Source organism: Morococcus cerebrosus (genome assembly GCF_022749515.1).
In the GTDB taxonomy this organism is placed as follows: Bacteria; Pseudomonadota; Gammaproteobacteria; order Burkholderiales; family Neisseriaceae; genus Neisseria; species Neisseria cerebrosa.
The window spans coordinates 37,716-55,470 of record NZ_CP094242.1 but is presented as its reverse complement, the minus strand read 5'-3'; the positions used below and the strand labels follow the sequence as shown (position 1 = coordinate 55,470).

Genomic DNA, 17,755 nt, shown 5'->3' with positions numbered 1-17,755 from the left:
TTAATCCACTATATTGGTGGAATAGCTTGAGGTCGTCTGAAAAATCAAAGGTTTGGTTTGCTTTTGGCCTTAGTGATGAGGCATTCAACTCATGGCTTGTTTTCAGACGACCTCTTGGGTTCATGTTAAAACTTAAGCTGCACGCGGGCGGCGAAATTGCGGCCGGTTTCGGTGTACAAGTCCATCACGCTTGAGCGGCTCATGCCGGCGACGTCTGCGTGTTGCCAGTATTTTTTGTTGCCGATGTTGTAAATGTTCGCGCCGATTTCGACGTTTTTAGACGGCTTGTACCACGCGCCGACATCCCATACGCCGTAGCCCGGCGCTTGGAAAACACTGTCGCTGCTGACGCGGCTGTGTTTTTTCGACCAGCGCAGTTTGGTATCGACGCCCCATTTTTCTTGTGCGTAGTCTAATCCCAAAACGCCGTTTAGCGGGTAGGCGGAGTCCAGCGGCGTGCCGTCTTGCTGCTTGCCGCGCATCCAAGCGATGCTGCCGGAAACCTGCCAGCCCGGCAGGAATTTGTAGGCGGCGGAGGCTTCCGCGCCGTAGGTTTTGACCCTATCCAGATTTTGATATTGGTACTGGATAATCGGGCGGCCGCCTATGGAGGCGGTGCCGACTTCAGTGCGGTCGATGAAGTTTCGATAACGGTTGTAGAACGCGGTAACTTGCGCGCGGGCGCGTTCGTTTTTGAACTTCATGCCCAATTCGAAGCTGTTGGAGCGTTCGGATTTGAGATTCGCATTCGGGATGACGGCATAGCCGTAGGTCGTGTTGGCAAACGCCATGGTCGCGCTGTCAAACGGCGGCGTGCGGAAGCCTTGTGAATAGGTGGCGAAACCGGTGAACTGTTCTCCCATCGGTACGCTTAGGCGCAGGCTGGGCGTGAGCGCGGAATCGTTGAAGCGGGTTGCCGTGCCGTCGGGATTGGCGTTGAGATAGGCTGAGACCTTTGCAAAATTCCCCAAAATCCCCTAAATTCCCATCAAGACATTTAGGGGATTTCCCATGAGCACCTTCTTCCGGCAAACCGCACAAGCCATGATCGCCAAACACATCGACCGCTTCCCATTATTGAAGTTGGATCAGGTGATTGATTGGCAACCGATCGAACAATACCTGAATCGTCAAAGAGCCCGTTACCTTCGAGACCACCGCGGCCGTCCCGCCTATCCACTGTTGTCCATGTTCAAAGCCGTCCTGCTCGGACAATGGCACAGCCTCTCCGATCCCGAACTCGAACACAGTCTCATCACCCGCATCGATTTCAACCTATTTTGCCGTTTTGACGAACTGAGCATCCCCGATTACAGCACCTTATGCCGCTACCGCAACTGGCTGGCGCAAGACGACACCCTGTCCGAATTGCTGGAACTGATTAACCGCCAACTGACCGAAAAAAACCTAAAAGTAGAGAAAGCATCCGCCGCCGTCATTGACGCCACCATTATTCAGACCGCCGGCAGCAAACAGCGTCAGGCCATAGAAGTCGACGAGGAAGGACAAGTCAGCGGCCAAACCACACCGAGTAAGGACAAAGATGCCCGTTGGACAAAGAAAAACGGCCTCTACAAACTCGGTTACAAACAACATACCCGTACCGATGAGGAAGGCTATATCGAGAAACTGCACATCACTCCTGCCAATACCCATGAGTGCAACCATCTGTCCCCTTTGTTGGAAGGCATTGCCGAAGGTACGACCGTCTATGCCGACAAAGGCTACGACAGCAAGGAAAACCGGCAACATCTGAAAGAGCATCAGTTGTTAGACGGCATTATGCGCAAAGCCTGCCGCAACCGTCCGCTGACGGAAGCGCAAACCAAACGCAACCGATATTTGTCGAAGACCCGTTATGTGGTCGAACAAAGCTTCGGTACGCTGCACCGTAAATTCCGCTACGCCCGGGCAGCCTATTTTGGTCTGCTCAAAGTGAGTGCGCAAAGCCATCTGAAGGCGATGTGTTTGAACCTGTTGAAAGCGGCCAACAGGCTAAGTGTGCCTGTTGCAGCCTAAAAGGCGGCCCGGATGCCTGATTATCGGGTATCCGGGGAGGATTAAGGGGGTATTTGGGTAGAATTAAGGAGTGATTGGGGGCGGAAACAGCCGAAAACAGCCGAAAACCTGTGTTTGGGGTTTCGGTTGTCGGGGGAAAAGGAATTTTGCAAAGGTCTCAGGCTTGGTCGGTTTCGGTGGTCAGCCTGTCTTTTAGGACAACCCGTATCCAAGACCTTTACCACACGACAAAAGGTCGTCTGAAAACCTATATTTCAGGTTTTCAGACGACCTTTTTACTGCTCAAACGGCTGACCGCTCAATCAGTCATGACCGATATCGACGGTTTTCTCTTTGTAGCGCGTATCGGGGACGAGGACGATTTTTTCGTCCACTTTGCCGATGGCTTTCACGTCTTTGCCCGGGTAGTCCAACTGATGCAGGAAATAGCGGATACAGTTGAGGCGGGCGCGTTTTTTGTCGTCGGAACGGATGATGACCCAAGGCGCGTCGCCGGTGTGGGTGTGGAAGAACATGGCGTTTTTGGCTTCGGTGTAGTCGTCCCAACGGTCGAGCGACTGGATGTCCACGGGGGAAAGTTTCCAGTGTTTCAGGGGGTCGTCGCGACGGGAGATGAAGCGGCGCAGTTGTTCTTCGCGGGATACGGAGAACCAGAATTTGAAGAGGTGGATGCCGCTGGCGACGAGCATACGTTCCAATTCAGGGGTTTGGCGCATGAAGAGCAGGTATTCGTTGGGTTCGCAGAAACCCATCACGCGCTCTACGCCGGCGCGGTTGTACCATGAGCGGTCGAAGAAGACCATTTCGCCCGCGGTCGGCAGGTTTTGGATGTAGCGTTGGAAATACCATTGGCCGCGTTCGGTGGTAGTCGGTTTTTCCAGTGCGACGACGCGCGCGCCGCGCGGGTTCAAATGTTCCATAAAGCGTTTGATGGTACCGCCCTTGCCTGCGGCGTCGCGGCCTTCAAACAGGCTGACGATGCGTTGGCCAGAGTCTTTGACCCAGCTTTGCACTTTCAGCAATTCGATTTGCAGCTTTTGTTTTTCTTTTTCGTATGCGGCGCGGCGCATACGTTGTTTGTAGGGGTAATTGGCGGGAAGCGGTGCGCTGCCGGAATCTTCGTCCGTACCGCGTCCTTCGTGTTCCAAAACGGCTTTTTCGAAAACTTGCAACTGGTCTTGCTTTTCGCCCAATTCAACGTTTTCGAACGGTTCTAACTGATGATCTGCCATAGGGTCTCCTTATTGATTAAGTTTGAAATGATATGGTGTGGTATGGTTTGATTCTACTCCTTTGCCCCTCAGCGGACTACATAAAATTACACTGCGCCATTTTTTTCGGCGCGGTCTGCTAATTTGTGTAAAAACAGCGTATAATCAGGCTATTTGCACCACAGCCATGCCCTATTTCGCCCTGTTTGACGATGCCGTAAGCGGCCGCGCAAAACTCTATCAAAATCATGTGGAAAGCCACCTTTTCCATCATAACGAACTGGATTCGCTGGACGATACGCTGCAAAAGGGCTGGCAAAAAGGGCTGCATGCTGTGTTGTTTGCAGACTACGAATTCGGTTTGCCGCTGATGGGGATTGAGTCCGAACGCGGCGGCAATCTTGCCCTGCACTGGTTTGCCGACTGCGCCGACATCGATGCCGAAAGCTGGCTTGCCCAAAATTCAGACGACCTCCCCGCCGGTATTTCCACGCCGCAATCCTCCGTATCCGAAGCCGATTACCTCGATCACATCCGCCAAATCCACGAAGCCATCCGGCGCGGCGACACCTATCAAATCAACTACACCACCCGCCTGCACCTGCAAGCCTACGGCAACCCCGTCAGCCTCTATCGCCGCCTGCGCCAACCCGTCCCCTATGCCGTCTTGTCCCACCTGCCCGATGCGGCAGGGAAATCCGCGTGGACACTGTGTTTCTCGCCCGAACTCTTCCTCAAAATCGGTGCGGACGGCACCATCAGCACCGAACCGATGAAAGGCACCGCGCCGATTTTGGGCGACGGGCAAGACGAACGCCGCGCCGCTGAGTTGCAAGCCGACCCGAAAAACCGCGCTGAAAACGTGATGATTGTCGATTTGTTGCGCAACGACCTCGGCAAAATCGCCCAAACCGGTAAAGTATGCGTACCCGAGCCGTTTAAAGTATCCCGTTTCGGCAGCGTCTGGCAGATGACCAGCACCATCCAAGCCCAAGCCCTGCCGCACATTACCGCCGCCGACATCCTCCGCGCCGCCTTCCCCTGCGGCAGCATCACCGGTGCCCCCAAACGCATGAGTATGCAGATTATCGAATCGCTCGAAGCCGAACCGCGCGGCCTGTACACCGGCAGCATCGGCTACCTGAATCCATGTGAAGGTGGACTGGGATTTGAAGGCATATTCAACGTCGTCATCCGCACCTTGCTGCTCAAACCCGTTTCTAACTCAGTTTCAGACGACCTAGATAGTGGATTAAATTTAAATCAGGACAAGGCGACGAAGCCGCAGACACGGCAAGGCAGGGAAACGCCGTACCGGTTTCAAGTTCATCCACTCTATCAAGGGGTGTACGGCGTCGGTTCCGGCATCGTCATCGACAGCGACCCCGCCGCCGAATATCGGGAATGCGGCTGGAAAGCCCGTTTCCTCAACGAATTGCGCCCCGCCTTCGGCATCTTCGAAACCATGCGCGTAGAAAACAGGCAATGCCGCCTGCTCGACCTGCATTTAGGTCGTCTGAAAACCTCCGCCCAAGCCCTCAACCTGCCCCTGCCCGACGACTGCGAAACCCGAATCCGGCAATACATCGCCAACTTGCCCGACGGCCTCTTCCGCCTGAAAGCCGAACTCGTTTCAGACGGCCTCATCCTCAGCCATGCCGCCACCGCCGAACTGCCCGCCCCGCAGCGTGTCATCCCCGCCCCGCAACCCCTCCCGCGCCGCGACTACCTGCGCCGCTTCAAAACCACCCGCCGCGCCCTCTACGACCAAGCATGGCAAACCGCCGAAACACAAGGCGCGTTCGACAGCCTGTTTTTCAATTCAGACGGCCTCCTGCTCGAAGGCGGCAGAAGCAACGTATTCGTCAAATACCAAGGGCAATGGCTTACCCCGTCTCTGGATTTGGACATCCTCAACGGCGTCATGCGCCAAGCCGTGTTGCAACAGCCGCAAACCTACTTGGGCGCGGACGCAGTCATCGAAACGCACATCACCCGCGACATGCTGGAACACGCCGAAGAAATCCGCCTCTCCAACGCCTTAAGGGGCATGTTTGAGGCGGATTTGGTCGTTAAAGAATAAAATTATTTCCTGAAAACGGATAAAGCCGACAGGCGGAGTATTCGTGAAACGGGTTATATGTCTGAAACTTGAGTGTTCACAAACATGCGCACGGCCTTACCCTCATAACGCTGGTTCAACCACGCCTGTAAGCGTTCGCGGTCTTTGGCAGGCAAAGACTCCTTAAATTCGAGCAAAACCACGACAATATCGTCATGTTCGCCTGTTTTCGATTTAGTATTTTTGCCGCTTTCAGGCTGCTCGGAAACAGGCTCTGTTTGCGCTTTCTCCCAAACCAAGCCGCGTCCGACAACGATTTTTTCCGCTTCCGGATATTGGGCTTTTAATTCCTTGAGTACCGCTGCATCGTCAGCACCGGCGGTATCGGCAGTTTTGCCCGCAAGCACGGTATCGATATAGGCCTGCTGCTCTTTCAGTTCATTTTGCTGCTGAACCGGATTGTTTCGGCTTGCCAGCAATTCTTCGATTTTGGCACCATCCCCTCCCGCATAAACCACGTTCACCTCCGGCTCTTTTACCCCCGACGCATTAAGGCTTTTTTCCAACAGGGCGATGATTTTCTCGGCATTACCCGTTCCGTTGACAATCAGACCGACTTTATTTTCCTTGTAGTTCAATACCTTACGAAGAACAAAAAAACTTTCCTGCTGCTGCGCGGCGGTGATCGCGGCATTGGCTTTTGTGTTGAACAGTTCCTGGCGCACCAGTCCTGATGCCATATAGCCGCTCGGAATCATCACAGCCAACACGACAACAGTAATCATGATACTTTGCAACCGGCGTTTGGATTCCGTTACCAACCCCCTGCGCGGCAGCTTGAGCAGTTTGGAAAACAACAAGGTCGAAAAAGCTATGAACACGCAGTTGATGGCAAAAAGATATGAAGCGCCGAAAAAATATTGCCAGTTGCCATGTGCCAGTCCGTAGCCCGCAGTACACAGGGGCGGCATCAATGCGGTCGCAATCGCCACACCCGGTATGGCATTGCCTCCTTCTTTTCGGGTCAGCGCCACAATGCCCGCACTACCGCCGAAGAAGGCAATCAACACATCCCAAAGGGTCGGCTGAGTACGCGCCAAAAGCTCGCTTTGCGCCTCTTTAAGCGGGGTTAATAGAAAATACAGTGTAGCAGTAACCAAACTGATGGCGACGAATACCATAATATTGCGCACCGCTTGGCGGATCAGCGCAGTATCGCCCACCGCCAAACCGTAACCCATACCGACGATCGGCCCCATCAACGGGGAAATCAACATCGCTCCGATCACTACCGCCGTGCTGTTTACATTTAGACCGATACTCGCCACAGCAATGGCAAACATCAATACCCACATATTCGTTCCGGACACCCGAGTATTGGTACGGATAGTGGCATCGATCTTATCGGGATGAGCTTGGTCATGCGCAAGATTGAACACATCTTGCAACTTGGTCATGGCACCCTTGTCTTCTTGTTCCTGCTTTTCTTGTATTTCCTGATTTTTACTTTCTTCCTGATCTTGCATGTGCGTATCCTAAAATTTTAATATTTTATTTTAAATATCTAATTCATAGAGAATTTTTGAGTAATGAAATAATGCCTTGCCATTACGGCTAAATCTGACAGGCACAATTCTCGCAATATATTAGCATACGTACGCAAATTTCCTCCGTTAGATGAAGGAAGGGCAAAGTTGCCGTTACAGCAAGCCGTAACGTGGGCTTTACCCACGAGATGAATGCCAAAATGAAAGTCTATGTGACTGTTGTCGGATTTAGTTGTTGGATGGTGGATTTCGTGGGCAAAGCCCACGCTACTTGGGTTATCCCAAATCTGCCTTGATTGAATAAAAGGTCGTCTGAAAATGAACGTGAACGTGTTTCCCTAACACCCAAATCCCAAAGTTTTCAGACGACCTTATTTTTGCCTGCAACCCGCCCCCTCTCCCGTCTCGCGTGAGAGGGCTGGGGAGAGGGTGGCTCTGCGGACTGTACGAATTTGATTTGACCTAAACTCCAAAAGCCACCCCAATCCCAACCTTCCCCCGCCGGACGGGGGAAGGGACAAGTTCCGTTGCAACAACGAGTAGCGTGGGTTCTACCCACGATATAAATGCAAGAATAACCGCTAAATTCAAATTGTGGACAACAGGCTTGCGGACGAGGCCCACGCTACTCATTAACTTCCAAGCCCCCATTAATCTCATAAAAAGGTCGTCTGAAACGGGGAAATCAGTTTTCAGACGACCTTTCCGCTTATTAACTTATTGATACCAAAGAAAAACAAATTCCCGCTTGTAGGTTAAAATCAGGCTATGCTAATATGCACAACAACAGGTTTTTCCAGAATAATCTGTGTTAGAATGCAGGTTTAGATGGAAAACTCTATCCGAACTCGGTACAATACCGACGAATTTATTTCTCTTAAACAACCCGCCGCAAGGCAAAAGGAACGACTGATATGTCAAACATCGAACAACAAGTTAAGAAAATTGTTGCTGAACAACTGGGCGTAAGCGAAGCCGAAGTCAAAAATGAATCTTCCTTCCAAGACGACCTGGGTGCAGATTCTTTGGACACCGTAGAATTGGTTATGGCTTTGGAAGAAGCTTTCGGTTGCGAAATCCCCGATGAAGAAGCCGAAAAAATCACTACCGTACAACTGGCTATCGACTACATCAACGCCCACAACGGCTAATCGGCCGCACCAAACATCCCCAGCCTCTGCTGCGTTAGCGCAATAGAGGCTGTTACCTTATATATGTGGGGCAAAATCCGTTATAATAGCCGCCAGGAATCCGATTCCGAACCGCTATTATCATTTTCAGACGGCATCTTGCCGCATCCTACCGAAAACCAACAGCGAGATTATCATGAGTCAGAGAAGAGTAGTCATCACAGGCCTCGGCCAAGTATCACCGGTCGGCAACGACGTCGCCACCGCATGGAGCAACCTGCTCGCAGGCAAAAGCGGCATCGGCCGGATTACCCGCTTTGACGCATCCGACATCAACAGCCAAATCGCCGGCGAAGTGCGCGACTTCGACATCGGCCAATACATCAGCGCCAAAGAAGCCCGCCGCATGGACGTGTTCATCCACTACGGCATCGCCGCCGCGCTGCAAGCCATCAGCGATGCCGGTTTGGACGAATTGGAAAGCCTCAATAAAGACCGCGTCGGCGTGAACATCGGCTCCGGCATCGGCGGCCTGCCCAGCATCGAAGCCACCGGTAAAGCCGTTATCGAAGGCGGCGCGCGTAAAATCAATCCTTTCTTTATCCCCGGTTCGTTGATCAACCTGATTGCGGGCCACGTTACCATCCTCAAAGGCTACCGCGGCCCCAGCTACGGCATGGTTTCCGCCTGTACCACCGGCGCGCACTCCATCGGCGACTCCGCCCGACTGATTAAATACGGCGACGCGGACGTGATGATTGCAGGCGGTGCCGAAGGCGCGATCAGCACTTTGGGCGTGGGCGGCTTTGCTGCGATGAAAGCCCTCTCTACCCGCAACGACGATCCCGCCACCGCTTCCCGTCCGTGGGACAAAGGCCGCGACGGCTTCGTTATCGGCGAAGGTGCGGGCGTGTTGGTGTTGGAAGAATTGGAACACGCCAAAAAACGCGGCGCGAAAATTTACGCCGAAATCGTCGGTTTCGGCATGAGTTCCGATGCTTACCACATTACCGCTCCGAACGAAGAAGGCCCTGCGTTGGCGGTTACCCGTGCGTTGAAAGATGCCGGACTGAATCCCGAAGACGTCGATTATGTCAACGCACACGGTACGTCCACTCCGTTGGGCGATGCCAACGAAACCAAAGCGCTCAAACGCGCGCTGGGCGACCATGCCCGCAAAGTCATCGTCAACTCCACCAAATCCATGACCGGCCACTTGCTCGGCGCGGCAGGCGGCGTGGAAGCGCTGTACAGCGTGTTGGCGGTACACGAGCAAAAATCCCCGCCGACCATCAACATCTTCGAACAAGACATCGAAGCGGGCTGCGATTTGGACTACTGCGCCAACGAAGCGCGCGACGCGAAAATCGACGTTGCCATCTCCAATTCCTTCGGCTTCGGCGGCACCAACGGTACGCTGGTGTTCAAACGTTTCAAAGACTGATGGAAGCGGTTTGAAACAAGACAAAAGGTCGTCTGAAAACCTGAAACAAGGGTTTTCAGACGACCTTTTTAAATAATGCAATGCTTCAAAATCAGTCAAACCGCAGTATCGGCCTTGCCTGAAGACACATCAATCTAATCTTGAATCGGACAATAGGTTGGAACATTTTTTGCGGGCAACGTTTCGCTGCATTTCGCGATTAGCCTCCGATGCACGACCCGCCATCAGGAAAAGAGGGGCTCATCTCACAAATTCATGTTATATATCATTAGGTTTAAGTATCTTTCCCTTGCTATTTTCCGATATTCTTTATCTCCCTAAACCTGTGAAAACCGGTCGTCTGAAAAACCGAAAAAGGATTTTCAGACGACCTTTCTATCCAGTTCCTGTGATGCGGCAGGCACGGCTGTATCCGCCTGCGGCAACCGGTGCAGCCTGTACCAATCGTACAGCCGCTTCAGACACAATAAGGCAAGCAGCGGCATACAAAATGCGCTGACCAAATAGCGCGGGTTGCCGAAATTGAACACGGGATGCCCTGCCGCAGCGGAAATCAGCGCATTGCCCCATTCCCACAGCGACGGCACGCTGAATGCCAATACCGCCAGCAGCCCCAACGTGCGGAAAATGCCGATGGGCAGGATACGGCGTTTTAAAACCGTACCGTTAAGTTGGAGCAGAGTCAGCAGTCCGAAGCCGATAATAACCATCATGCCGCCGTTGGCAATAATTTGCAGGCTGTTGAACGCAATGTCGGGGGTAACGGCAAGTCCGCCGTCAGAAGGCGTGCTTTGCTGCAAATTAAGCCCTTGCGAGATATTGAGGACAAAGCCGTAAACCATGTCGGCCAAAACAATGAAAATAGGCAACGAGGTGATCAGTTTTTTCATGGCAGTTGTGTGATGGGAAGTGGTGGCGGCATTTTTACCGAAAGCGGCTTATGGTAAAGCAGCGGGCGGCGGGAGGCAATAGCGTCGCCGTCCCTCTTCCGATTATGCCGTTCGTTATTCGGGCGTGTTAAACCATATGGTTTACGTTACAATTATATTGTCTTAAGACAATACCGCACAGCGCTTTCAGACGACCTTATTCTGCCACCGACAGGAATCTTTATGCACGCATCCGTCCTCAGCCGTTTTGCACCGGCTTTATACATTTTGATGTTTTTTGCCGGTTTTCTAACCGCCTGCGTCTGGTTTAACCCCCAAGACTATCTCGCCGACCTTACCCCTGTCATCACGGCATTTGCCGCCATCGCGCTGGTTTGGCTTGCGTGGGCTGTCGTCTCAGTCAGAATCAAGGCAAAAAGCGAAATGCAGCATCGGGAAAAACTGATACAGCGTGAAAGCGTCCACCCCGTCCTGCATGCCGCCATCCGTCCGGTAGAAGACAAACCCGGCATGATTGCCTTCGTTATCCGCAATCACGGCAAAGGCATGGCGAAAAACATCCGCCTGAAAGCCACCGCTATTTCTGACCACCCTTCTGCTTCGGCTGTCGCCGCCGCGCTGGCACGGCTGCCGGTATTTGCCGAAGGAGCGGACATGCTGGCGGCAGACGAAATTTACGCAGGTATTTTCGCCGACATCCATACCCTTGCCAAAGCAGGAGAATTCGGCGGAATCGTCCGCGTGGACGCCGACTGTGAAAATGTTTTCGGCGATGCCTGCACCTCGCAGACGGATTTGGACGTCAGCCTACTGAAACAGGTCGGTACAATCGAAATACCCCGCAAAAAACTGCTGTATTAAGCATCTGCATTGAGCATCAGGCAATAACCCGCTCCCGCAAGCCATCCGCTCCGCATTCCGCATGACGTCACGGCATATTGCGAAAAGGTCGTCTGAAAACCCGTTTCCAAGTTTTCAGACGACCTCTTGTTTATCTGCCGTTTGCGTGTCGATTATTTAACGCGCAACACTTCCAGCGTATTGGTCGAACCGGATTCGCGCATTTGCGAACCGCTGGTGATGATGTATTGGTCGCCGGAGCTTAAGATTTTATGTTCGACCAACATGGCTTCCACTTCGTTCAGCGCGGTATCGTGGTCGGTGCTGGTCGCTAAAATCAGCGGGCGCACGCCGCGGTACATCGCCATACGGCGTTGGGCGGAAATGCTCGGGGTCAGCGCGAAAATCGGCAAGGTGATGTTGTGGCGGCTGACTTCGAAGGCGGTCGAACCGCTTTCGGTCAGGGCGACGATGGCTTTGGCGTGAACCGCGCGCGCCACGCTGACCGCGCCGCCGGCAATCGCCAAGTTGGTGCTGACGGCTTCGGGATAATCGACCTGTTCGGCAACGCCGTTGAGCGAATCTTGTTCTTTTTCCGCAGCGGCGCAAATAATCGCCATTTGGCTGACGGTTTCAAACGGATACGCGCCGACGGCGGTTTCGGCGGAACACATCACCGCATCGGTACCGTCCAATACCGCGTTTGCCACGTCACTGACTTCCGCGCGGGTCGGTACGGGGTTGGTGATCATGGACTCCATCATTTGGGTTGCCGTAATGCTGAAGCGGCGCAACTCGCGTGCGCGGCGGATCATGCGTTTTTGCAGGGCGGGGACGGCTGCGTGTCCGACTTCGACCGCCAAGTCGCCGCGCGCTACCATGATACCGTCGCTGGCGAGGATGATTTCGTCCAAGTTTTCAATCGCTTCCACACGTTCGATTTTGGAAACCAAACCGGGGCGAACGGCAGTACTGCCTTTCATTTCTTCTTCGACTTTGGCGCGGGCAGTGTGCAAATCTTCGGCGGATTTCACAAAGCTGATGGCGAGGTAGTCGCAACCGATGGCAATCGCGGTTTTCAGGTCGCGGAAGTCTTTCTCGGTCAACGCGCCTGCGGATAAACCGCCGCCGCGTTTATTGATGCCTTTGTTGCTTTTCAACACATGGCTGTTTTCAACTTTAGTAACAATCTTACTGCCTTCAACGGATTCTACGGTCAAAGTCAGCAAGCCGTCGTCCAACCACAAAACATCGCCTGCAACGACATCATTAGGCAGGTCGCGGTAGTCCAAACCGACCGCGTCGCGCGTGCCTTCGCCTTCGAGTGCGGCATCAAGAACCAGCGTTTCGCCTTTGTTCAATTCGATGCTGCCGCCGGCGATTTTGCCGACACGGATTTTTGGACCTTGCAAGTCGGCGAGGATGGCGATTTCCTGTCCCGCGCGTTTTGCTGCTTCACGCACGATGCGGGCGTTTTCCTGATGGAATTCAGGCGTGCCGTGGCTGAAGTTGAAACGGACGACATTCAGACCGCCTACACGGATCATGTCTTCCAACAACTGGACATTGTTGCTGCCCGGCCCCAACGTAGCGACGATTTTGGTGTTGTGGCTGATGCGGGTTACATCGCGTTTTGCATTACTCATGTGAAGCGTCCTTTCGGTCAATCCGTTGATAAATGGTATACGGCTTTGTTGGAAAATTACAAAATTTCATCCAAACGTTGTCTGAAATTTGTAGGGTAAAATCCTACGTTGAGATACTTAAGCCGTAAATCATGATACAAATTAATATTTTGGCATTCTACTCCTAAAGCCAAACAACTGGTGGGAAATTACAGAATTTTCTGACTTAGGCTAAATTTGGCAGGCTTATACGGATTCCGGCAAAACAAACTGTTCTTCTGCAACTTTAAAGCCTGCTTTCAGACGACCTCAGCGCGATTTGGGTTTATAATTTCCTTTTTCTCAACTGATTTTCCCTGTTTACCATGATCGATTTAAAGACCAAACGCCTTGAAACCCAAGCCATGCTTGATAATGCCGAGCTTTTGTTCGACCAAGACCAATGCCGTGCCGCGCTGCAAAAAGTGGCGGACGAGATTACGCGCGACTTGGGGGATAAATATCCGCTCCTGCTGCCTGTAATGGGCGGGGCGGTGGTGTTTACGGGGCAGTTGCTGCCGCTGTTGCGCTTTCCGTTGGACTTTGATTATGTTCATGTTTCCCGTTACGGCGACAAACTGGCGGGCGGCGCGTTCAACTGGAAACGTATGCCCGACCCGGAGCAGATTCGGGGCCGTCATGTGGTCGTATTGGACGATATTTTGGACGAGGGGCACACGATGTCGGCGATTCAATCCAAGCTTTTGGAAATGGGGGCAGCGAGCTGCCGTGCGGCTGTGTTTGCCAACAAGTTGATCGACAAGGAAAAACCAACCAAGGCGGATTATGTCGGAATGGATGTTCCCAACCGCTACGTCTTCGGCTACGGTATGGATGCAGCGGGCTGCTGGCGCAATTTGGGCGAGATTTACGCGCTCAACCAAGGCTGAGACAAGATTAAAAAAGGTCGTCTGAAAACCTTTTCAGACGACCTTTGTGCCACCATATCGCGCTATGTGGCGGGTGAACGGACGATACTTTCGCCCACACCGGCCGAATAAAATCATCAGGGAACACATTATGATCAACCTTTTAATCATTACCCACGAGGCAGTAGGCGAAGCCTACCGCAGCCTGACCCATCATTTCTTCCCCACGGGAATGCCGGAAAACATCCGCATCCTCGGCGTAGAGCCTGACGAAGACCAAAACGACATCATCAACAACGCCATCGCCGCGCTGCAAGAGTTTCCTGAAAACCACGGCGTATTGATTATGACCGACATCTTCGGCGCGACGCCGTGCAACGCTGCCCGCAGACTGGTTCGCGCGGGCAAATCCGCCATCCTGACCGGACTGAATGCGCCGATGATGATTAAAGCGACCCAATACTCGCCCATGGCGGAAGACCTCGCCGCCTTTACTGAAACGGTCAGGGAAGCCGCCGTCAAAGGCATTTTCGCCATCACCGCCGAACCGGAAGATTTGGTGTGCAAACAGCACGCCGAAGCCGTCTAACCCGACCGACACGTTTTCAGACGACCCCGCACACCCGAAAGCCGAACATGCAAAAACAACAAATCGAAATCATCAACAAACTCGGACTCCACGCCCGCGCTTCCAGCAAATTCACCCAAACCGCGTCTCAGTTTCAAAGCGAAGTCTGGGTAACGAAAAACGGAAGCCGCGTTAATGGCAAAAGTATCATGGGCTTAATGATGCTCGCCGCCGCCAAAGGCACGATCATCGAGCTGGAAACCGACGGCTTGGACGAAGTCGCCGCTATGAAGGCATTGACCGACTTAATCAACGACTACTTCGGCGAGGGCGAATAATGAGTATCGTGCTGCACGGTGTCGCCGCGGGCAAAGGCATCGCCATCGGACAAGCCCACCTGATTACGCGCGGGACGGCGGAAGTGCCGCAATACGACGTTTCAGACGACCTCATCGACGCCGAAGCCGCCCGTTTCGATGCCGCCATCAAAGCCACGCGCAAAGAGTTGGAACAGCTTCGCAGCGCGATTCCCGAAAACGCCCCGACCGAATTGGGCGCGTTTATTTCGCTGCACCTCATGCTGCTGACCGACGTAACCCTCTCGCGCGAACCCGTCGATATTTTGAAAGAACAGAAAATCAACGCCGAATGGGCATTGAAACAGCAAAGCGACAAACTCGCCGCCCAGTTCGACAACATCGAAGACGACTACCTGCGCGAACGCAAACAAGACATGCTGCAAGTCGTCCGCCGCATCCACAACAACCTCGTCGGCCAAAGCAACGACTTAAACCTCAACGAAGGCTTGTTTGAAGACACCATCCTGATCGCCCACGACCTCTCCCCCGCCGACACCGTCCTCTTTAAAGAGCAGCGCATCACCGCCTTTGTTACCGATGTCGGCGGCCCGACCAGCCACACTGCCATCTTAGGCCGCAGCCTCGACATCCCTTCCGTCATCGGGCTGCACAACGCCCGCAGGCTCATTACCGAAAACGAAACCGTCATCGTTGACGGCATCAACGGCGTCCTCATCATCGATCCGGACGAAGTCGTCCTCAACGAATACCGCCGCCTCGCCCGCGAATACCGCCTCCACAAGCGCGAACTCAACAAGCTCAAAAAAACTGCCGCCACCACCGCCGACGGCATCAACATCGAGCTGCTCGCCAACATCGAATCCGCCGAAGACATCAAAGCCCTGCACAACTTCGGCGCAGACGGCGTCGGACTCTTCCGCAGCGAATTCCTCTATCTCAACCGCGACACCATGCCGACCGAAGACGAGCAGTACGAAGTGTACAGCGCGATTGTGAAAAAAATGAAAGGCAAAAGCATCACCATCCGCACCGTCGATTTGGGCGTGGACAAAAATCCCCGCTGGTTCGGTCAAAATTCCACCCCCAACGGCAGCCTCAACCCCGCGCTCGGACTCACCGGCATCCGCCTGTGCCTCGCCGAACCGGTCATGTTCCGCACCCAAATGCGCGCTATCCTCCGCGCAGCCGTTCACGGCCCCGTGCGCATGATGTGGCCGATGATTACCTCCTTGTCCGAAGTGCGCCAATGCCTGATCCACCTCGACACCGCCCAACGCCAGCTCACCGAACGCGGCGAAACCTTCGGCACGGTCAGCGTCGGCTGCATGATTGAAATCCCGTCGGCCGCCCTGACCGTCGGCAGCATCCTCAAACTCGTCGATTTCATCTCCATCGGCACCAACGACCTGATTCAATACATCTTATCGGTCGATCGTGGCGACGACAGCGTCAGCCACCTCTACCAGCCCGGCCACCCCGCCGTCCTCAAAATGCTGCAACACATCATCCGCACCGCCAACCGTATGGAAAAAAGCGTCTCCATATGCGGCGAAATGGCAGGCGACACCACCTACACGCGGATGCTGCTGGGTATGGGGCTGCGCCGATTCTCCATGAACCCCAACAACCTGCTCCCCGTCAAAAACATCATCCTGCACAGCAACACCGCCCTGCTCGAAACCGAAACCGCCAAAATCCTCCGCAGCGAAGACTCGGAAAAAACCGAAAAGCTGTTGAAATTACTCAACAGCGCGGAACACGAAGAAGAGCGGCAGGAAGAAGACAGCCCGATAGAGCAGGCGTAAACAGGGTTCTCTATAAACTAAAAGGTCGGCGGATTCGCATTTGAAGTGCAACTTTCCATAACAGAAAAAGGCCAGTATGCGGTAGCATACGGCCTGTCCTGCAAGAAAGATTGCCATGAGCTACACACAACTGACCCAAGACGAACGATACCATATCCAATACCTGTCCCGCCACTGCACCATCGCCGAAATCGCCAAACAGCTCAACCGCCACAAAAGCACCATCAGCCGCGAAATCAAGCGGCACTGCATCCAAGGACAGCAATACAGCGCCGAAAAAGCACAGAAGCAAAGCCGGCTGACCAAACAGCACCGGCGAAAACCCTATAAGCTCGATTCGCAGCTGGTTCAACACATCGACACCCTTATCCGCCGCAAACTCAGTCCCGAACAAGTATGTGCCTACCTGCATAAACACCACGGGATCACACTCCATCACAGCACCATTTACCGCTACCTTCGCCAAGACAAAAGCAACGGCGGCACTTTGTGGCAACACCTCAGAATATGCAGCAAACCCTACCGCAAACGCTACGGCAGCACATGGACCAGAGGCAAAGTGCCCGACCGCGTCGGCATAGAGAACCGACCTGCTATCGTCGACCGGAAAACCCGCATCGGCGATTGGGAGGCCGACACCATCGTCGGCAAAAATCAGAAAAGCGCGTTATTGACCTTGGTCGAACGCACTACCCGCTACACCATCATCTGCAAATTAAAGAACTTAAAAGCCGAAGACACTGCCCGGGCGGCCATTAGGGTATTAAAGGCATATAAAGCCAGAGTCCACACCATCACCATGGATAACGGCAAAGAGTTCTACCAACACACCAAAATAGCCAAAGCATTGAAGGCGAAAACCTATTTTTGCCGCCCTTACCATTCTTGGGAAAAAGGGCTGAATGAGAACACCAATGGACTCATCCGGCAATATTTCCCCAAACAAACCGATTTCCGAAACATCAGCGATCGGGAGATACGCAGGGTTCAAGATGAGTTGAACCACCGGCCGAGAAAAACACTTGGCTACGAAACGCCAAGTGTTTTATTCTTAAATCTGTTCCAACCACTGGTACCCTAGTGTTGCACTTGAAATCCGAATCCAAGGTCGTCTGAAAACCGAAGTTGGTTTTCAGACGACCTTTTTATCGAATCTGAATCAGCCCCCATATCGTCATGCCCGTGCAGGAAGGAATCCGCACCTAGCTTTTTAGGAATGTTTAAAGATTGATCGAATTTCAAGACTCTCAATTTCCGTCTTTACCCAGCCTTTTATATCGCACCAAACCCAATCCCTCACACCGTCATTCCCGCGCAGGCGGGAATCCAGACCTCCGCTTTTTAAGAAATATTTAAAGATTGCCAAGGTTTCAAGCCTCTAGGCTT

The 17,755-nt window shown here is 53.3% G+C and carries 15 protein-coding genes; 10 read left to right on the top strand and 5 right to left on the bottom strand.

Annotated features, from left to right (window positions below; all coding sequences use genetic code 11):
- Positions 1-125: 125 nt before the first annotated feature.
- Positions 126-971, bottom strand: a complete 846-nt coding sequence (locus MON37_RS00245) for a TonB-dependent receptor domain-containing protein (RefSeq protein WP_242883701.1) — start codon at positions 969-971, stop codon at positions 126-128.
- Between the two features lie 40 nt (positions 972-1,011).
- Between MON37_RS00245 and MON37_RS00240 the strand changes: the two genes are divergently transcribed.
- Positions 1,012-2,019, top strand: a complete 1,008-nt coding sequence (locus MON37_RS00240) for an IS5 family transposase (RefSeq protein WP_242883637.1) — start codon at positions 1,012-1,014, stop codon at positions 2,017-2,019.
- Between the two features lie 302 nt (positions 2,020-2,321).
- On the opposite strand, the gene ppk2 is transcribed toward MON37_RS00240, so the two are convergent.
- Positions 2,322-3,251, bottom strand: a complete 930-nt coding sequence (ppk2, locus tag MON37_RS00235) for a polyphosphate kinase 2 (protein WP_003766403.1) — start codon at positions 3,249-3,251, stop codon at positions 2,322-2,324.
- 166 nt (positions 3,252-3,417) lie between these two features.
- On the opposite strand from ppk2, the gene MON37_RS00230 reads away from it, so the two are divergent.
- Positions 3,418-5,313, top strand: coding sequence for a bifunctional chorismate-binding protein/class IV aminotransferase (locus MON37_RS00230; protein WP_039406316.1), 1,896 nt, complete (start codon positions 3,418-3,420; stop codon positions 5,311-5,313).
- A gap of 53 nt (positions 5,314-5,366) precedes the next feature.
- Here the strand turns inward: MON37_RS00230 and MON37_RS00225 are convergent, their stop codons facing one another.
- Positions 5,367-6,818 carry a TIGR00341 family protein gene (locus tag MON37_RS00225; protein ID WP_039406314.1) on the bottom strand — a complete coding sequence of 484 codons (1,452 nt, stop codon included), beginning with the start codon at positions 6,816-6,818 and terminating at the stop codon, positions 5,367-5,369.
- Positions 6,819-7,753: 935 nt separating this feature from the next.
- On the opposite strand from MON37_RS00225, the gene acpP reads away from it, so the two are divergent.
- Both acpP and fabF read left to right on the top strand, forming a co-directional pair.
- Positions 7,754-7,990 carry an acyl carrier protein gene (gene acpP / locus MON37_RS00220; RefSeq protein WP_039406310.1) on the top strand — a complete coding sequence of 79 codons (237 nt, stop codon included), beginning with the start codon at positions 7,754-7,756 and terminating at the stop codon, positions 7,988-7,990.
- Between the two features lie 175 nt (positions 7,991-8,165).
- Positions 8,166-9,413 carry a beta-ketoacyl-ACP synthase II gene (fabF, locus tag MON37_RS00215; RefSeq protein WP_039406307.1) on the top strand — a complete coding sequence of 416 codons (1,248 nt, stop codon included), beginning with the start codon at positions 8,166-8,168 and terminating at the stop codon, positions 9,411-9,413.
- A 362-nt stretch (positions 9,414-9,775) separates the two neighbouring features.
- Here the strand turns inward: fabF and MON37_RS00210 are convergent, their stop codons facing one another.
- On the bottom strand, positions 9,776-10,303 hold the full coding sequence (locus MON37_RS00210) for a hypothetical protein (protein WP_039406304.1): 528 nt from the start codon (positions 10,301-10,303) through the stop codon (positions 9,776-9,778).
- A 222-nt stretch (positions 10,304-10,525) separates the two neighbouring features.
- Here MON37_RS00210 and MON37_RS00205 point away from each other — a divergent pair, with 222 nt between their 5' ends.
- Positions 10,526-11,164 carry a hypothetical protein gene (locus tag MON37_RS00205; RefSeq protein ID WP_039406301.1) on the top strand — a complete coding sequence of 213 codons (639 nt, stop codon included), beginning with the start codon at positions 10,526-10,528 and terminating at the stop codon, positions 11,162-11,164.
- A 152-nt stretch (positions 11,165-11,316) separates the two neighbouring features.
- Here MON37_RS00205 and pyk read toward each other — a convergent pair whose 3' ends face one another.
- Positions 11,317-12,789 carry a pyruvate kinase gene (gene pyk, locus MON37_RS00200; RefSeq protein ID WP_003765311.1) on the bottom strand — a complete coding sequence of 491 codons (1,473 nt, stop codon included), beginning with the start codon at positions 12,787-12,789 and terminating at the stop codon, positions 11,317-11,319.
- Between the two features lie 344 nt (positions 12,790-13,133).
- On the opposite strand from pyk, the gene MON37_RS00195 reads away from it, so the two are divergent.
- The 5 genes from MON37_RS00195 to MON37_RS00175 all read left to right on the top strand — a co-directional run bounded on the left by MON37_RS00195 (position 13,134) and on the right by MON37_RS00175 (position 17,450).
- Positions 13,134-13,697 carry a hypoxanthine-guanine phosphoribosyltransferase gene (locus MON37_RS00195; RefSeq protein WP_039406296.1) on the top strand — a complete coding sequence of 188 codons (564 nt, stop codon included), beginning with the start codon at positions 13,134-13,136 and terminating at the stop codon, positions 13,695-13,697.
- 130 nt (positions 13,698-13,827) lie between these two features.
- The gene (locus MON37_RS00190; RefSeq protein WP_003755891.1) at positions 13,828-14,265 is read left to right on the top strand and encodes a PTS sugar transporter subunit IIA; all 438 of its coding nucleotides are present in this window, start codon (positions 13,828-13,830) and stop codon (positions 14,263-14,265) included.
- A gap of 47 nt (positions 14,266-14,312) precedes the next feature.
- A complete protein-coding gene (locus MON37_RS00185) occupies positions 14,313-14,582 on the top strand; it encodes an HPr family phosphocarrier protein (RefSeq protein ID WP_003755888.1) in 270 nt (89 codons plus the stop codon).
- Complete coding sequence (ptsP, locus tag MON37_RS00180; protein ID WP_039406291.1) at positions 14,582-16,369, top strand: phosphoenolpyruvate--protein phosphotransferase; 1,788 nt, start codon at positions 14,582-14,584, stop codon at positions 16,367-16,369. The genes MON37_RS00185 and ptsP overlap by 1 nt, the downstream gene beginning before the upstream one ends.
- Before the next feature lie 115 nt (positions 16,370-16,484).
- The gene (locus MON37_RS00175) at positions 16,485-17,450 is read left to right on the top strand and encodes an IS30 family transposase (protein WP_242883537.1); all 966 of its coding nucleotides are present in this window, start codon (positions 16,485-16,487) and stop codon (positions 17,448-17,450) included.
- Positions 17,451-17,755 lie beyond the last annotated feature (305 nt).

Bases quoted from the DNA above. Each gene is read 5' to 3' on its own strand.
- MON37_RS00240 (WP_242883637.1), top strand. From the start codon at position 1,012: ATGAGCACCTTCTTCCGGCAAACCGCACAAGCCATGATCGCCAAACAC.
- ppk2 (WP_003766403.1), bottom strand. From the start codon at position 3,251: ATGGCAGATCATCAGTTAGAACCGTTCGAAAACGTTGAATTGGGCGAA.
- MON37_RS00230 (WP_039406316.1), top strand. From the start codon at position 3,418: ATGCCCTATTTCGCCCTGTTTGACGATGCCGTAAGCGGCCGCGCAAAA.
- MON37_RS00225 (WP_039406314.1), bottom strand. From the start codon at position 6,818: ATGCAAGATCAGGAAGAAAGTAAAAATCAGGAAATACAAGAAAAGCAG.
- acpP (WP_039406310.1), top strand. From the start codon at position 7,754: ATGTCAAACATCGAACAACAAGTTAAGAAAATTGTTGCTGAACAACTG.
- fabF (WP_039406307.1), top strand. From the start codon at position 8,166: ATGAGTCAGAGAAGAGTAGTCATCACAGGCCTCGGCCAAGTATCACCG.
- MON37_RS00210 (WP_039406304.1), bottom strand. From the start codon at position 10,303: ATGAAAAAACTGATCACCTCGTTGCCTATTTTCATTGTTTTGGCCGAC.
- MON37_RS00205 (WP_039406301.1), top strand. From the start codon at position 10,526: ATGCACGCATCCGTCCTCAGCCGTTTTGCACCGGCTTTATACATTTTG.
- pyk (WP_003765311.1), bottom strand. From the start codon at position 12,789: ATGAGTAATGCAAAACGCGATGTAACCCGCATCAGCCACAACACCAAA.
- MON37_RS00195 (WP_039406296.1), top strand. From the start codon at position 13,134: ATGATCGATTTAAAGACCAAACGCCTTGAAACCCAAGCCATGCTTGAT.
- MON37_RS00190 (WP_003755891.1), top strand. From the start codon at position 13,828: ATGATCAACCTTTTAATCATTACCCACGAGGCAGTAGGCGAAGCCTAC.
- MON37_RS00185 (WP_003755888.1), top strand. From the start codon at position 14,313: ATGCAAAAACAACAAATCGAAATCATCAACAAACTCGGACTCCACGCC.
- ptsP (WP_039406291.1), top strand. From the start codon at position 14,582: ATGAGTATCGTGCTGCACGGTGTCGCCGCGGGCAAAGGCATCGCCATC.
- MON37_RS00175 (WP_242883537.1), top strand. From the start codon at position 16,485: ATGAGCTACACACAACTGACCCAAGACGAACGATACCATATCCAATAC.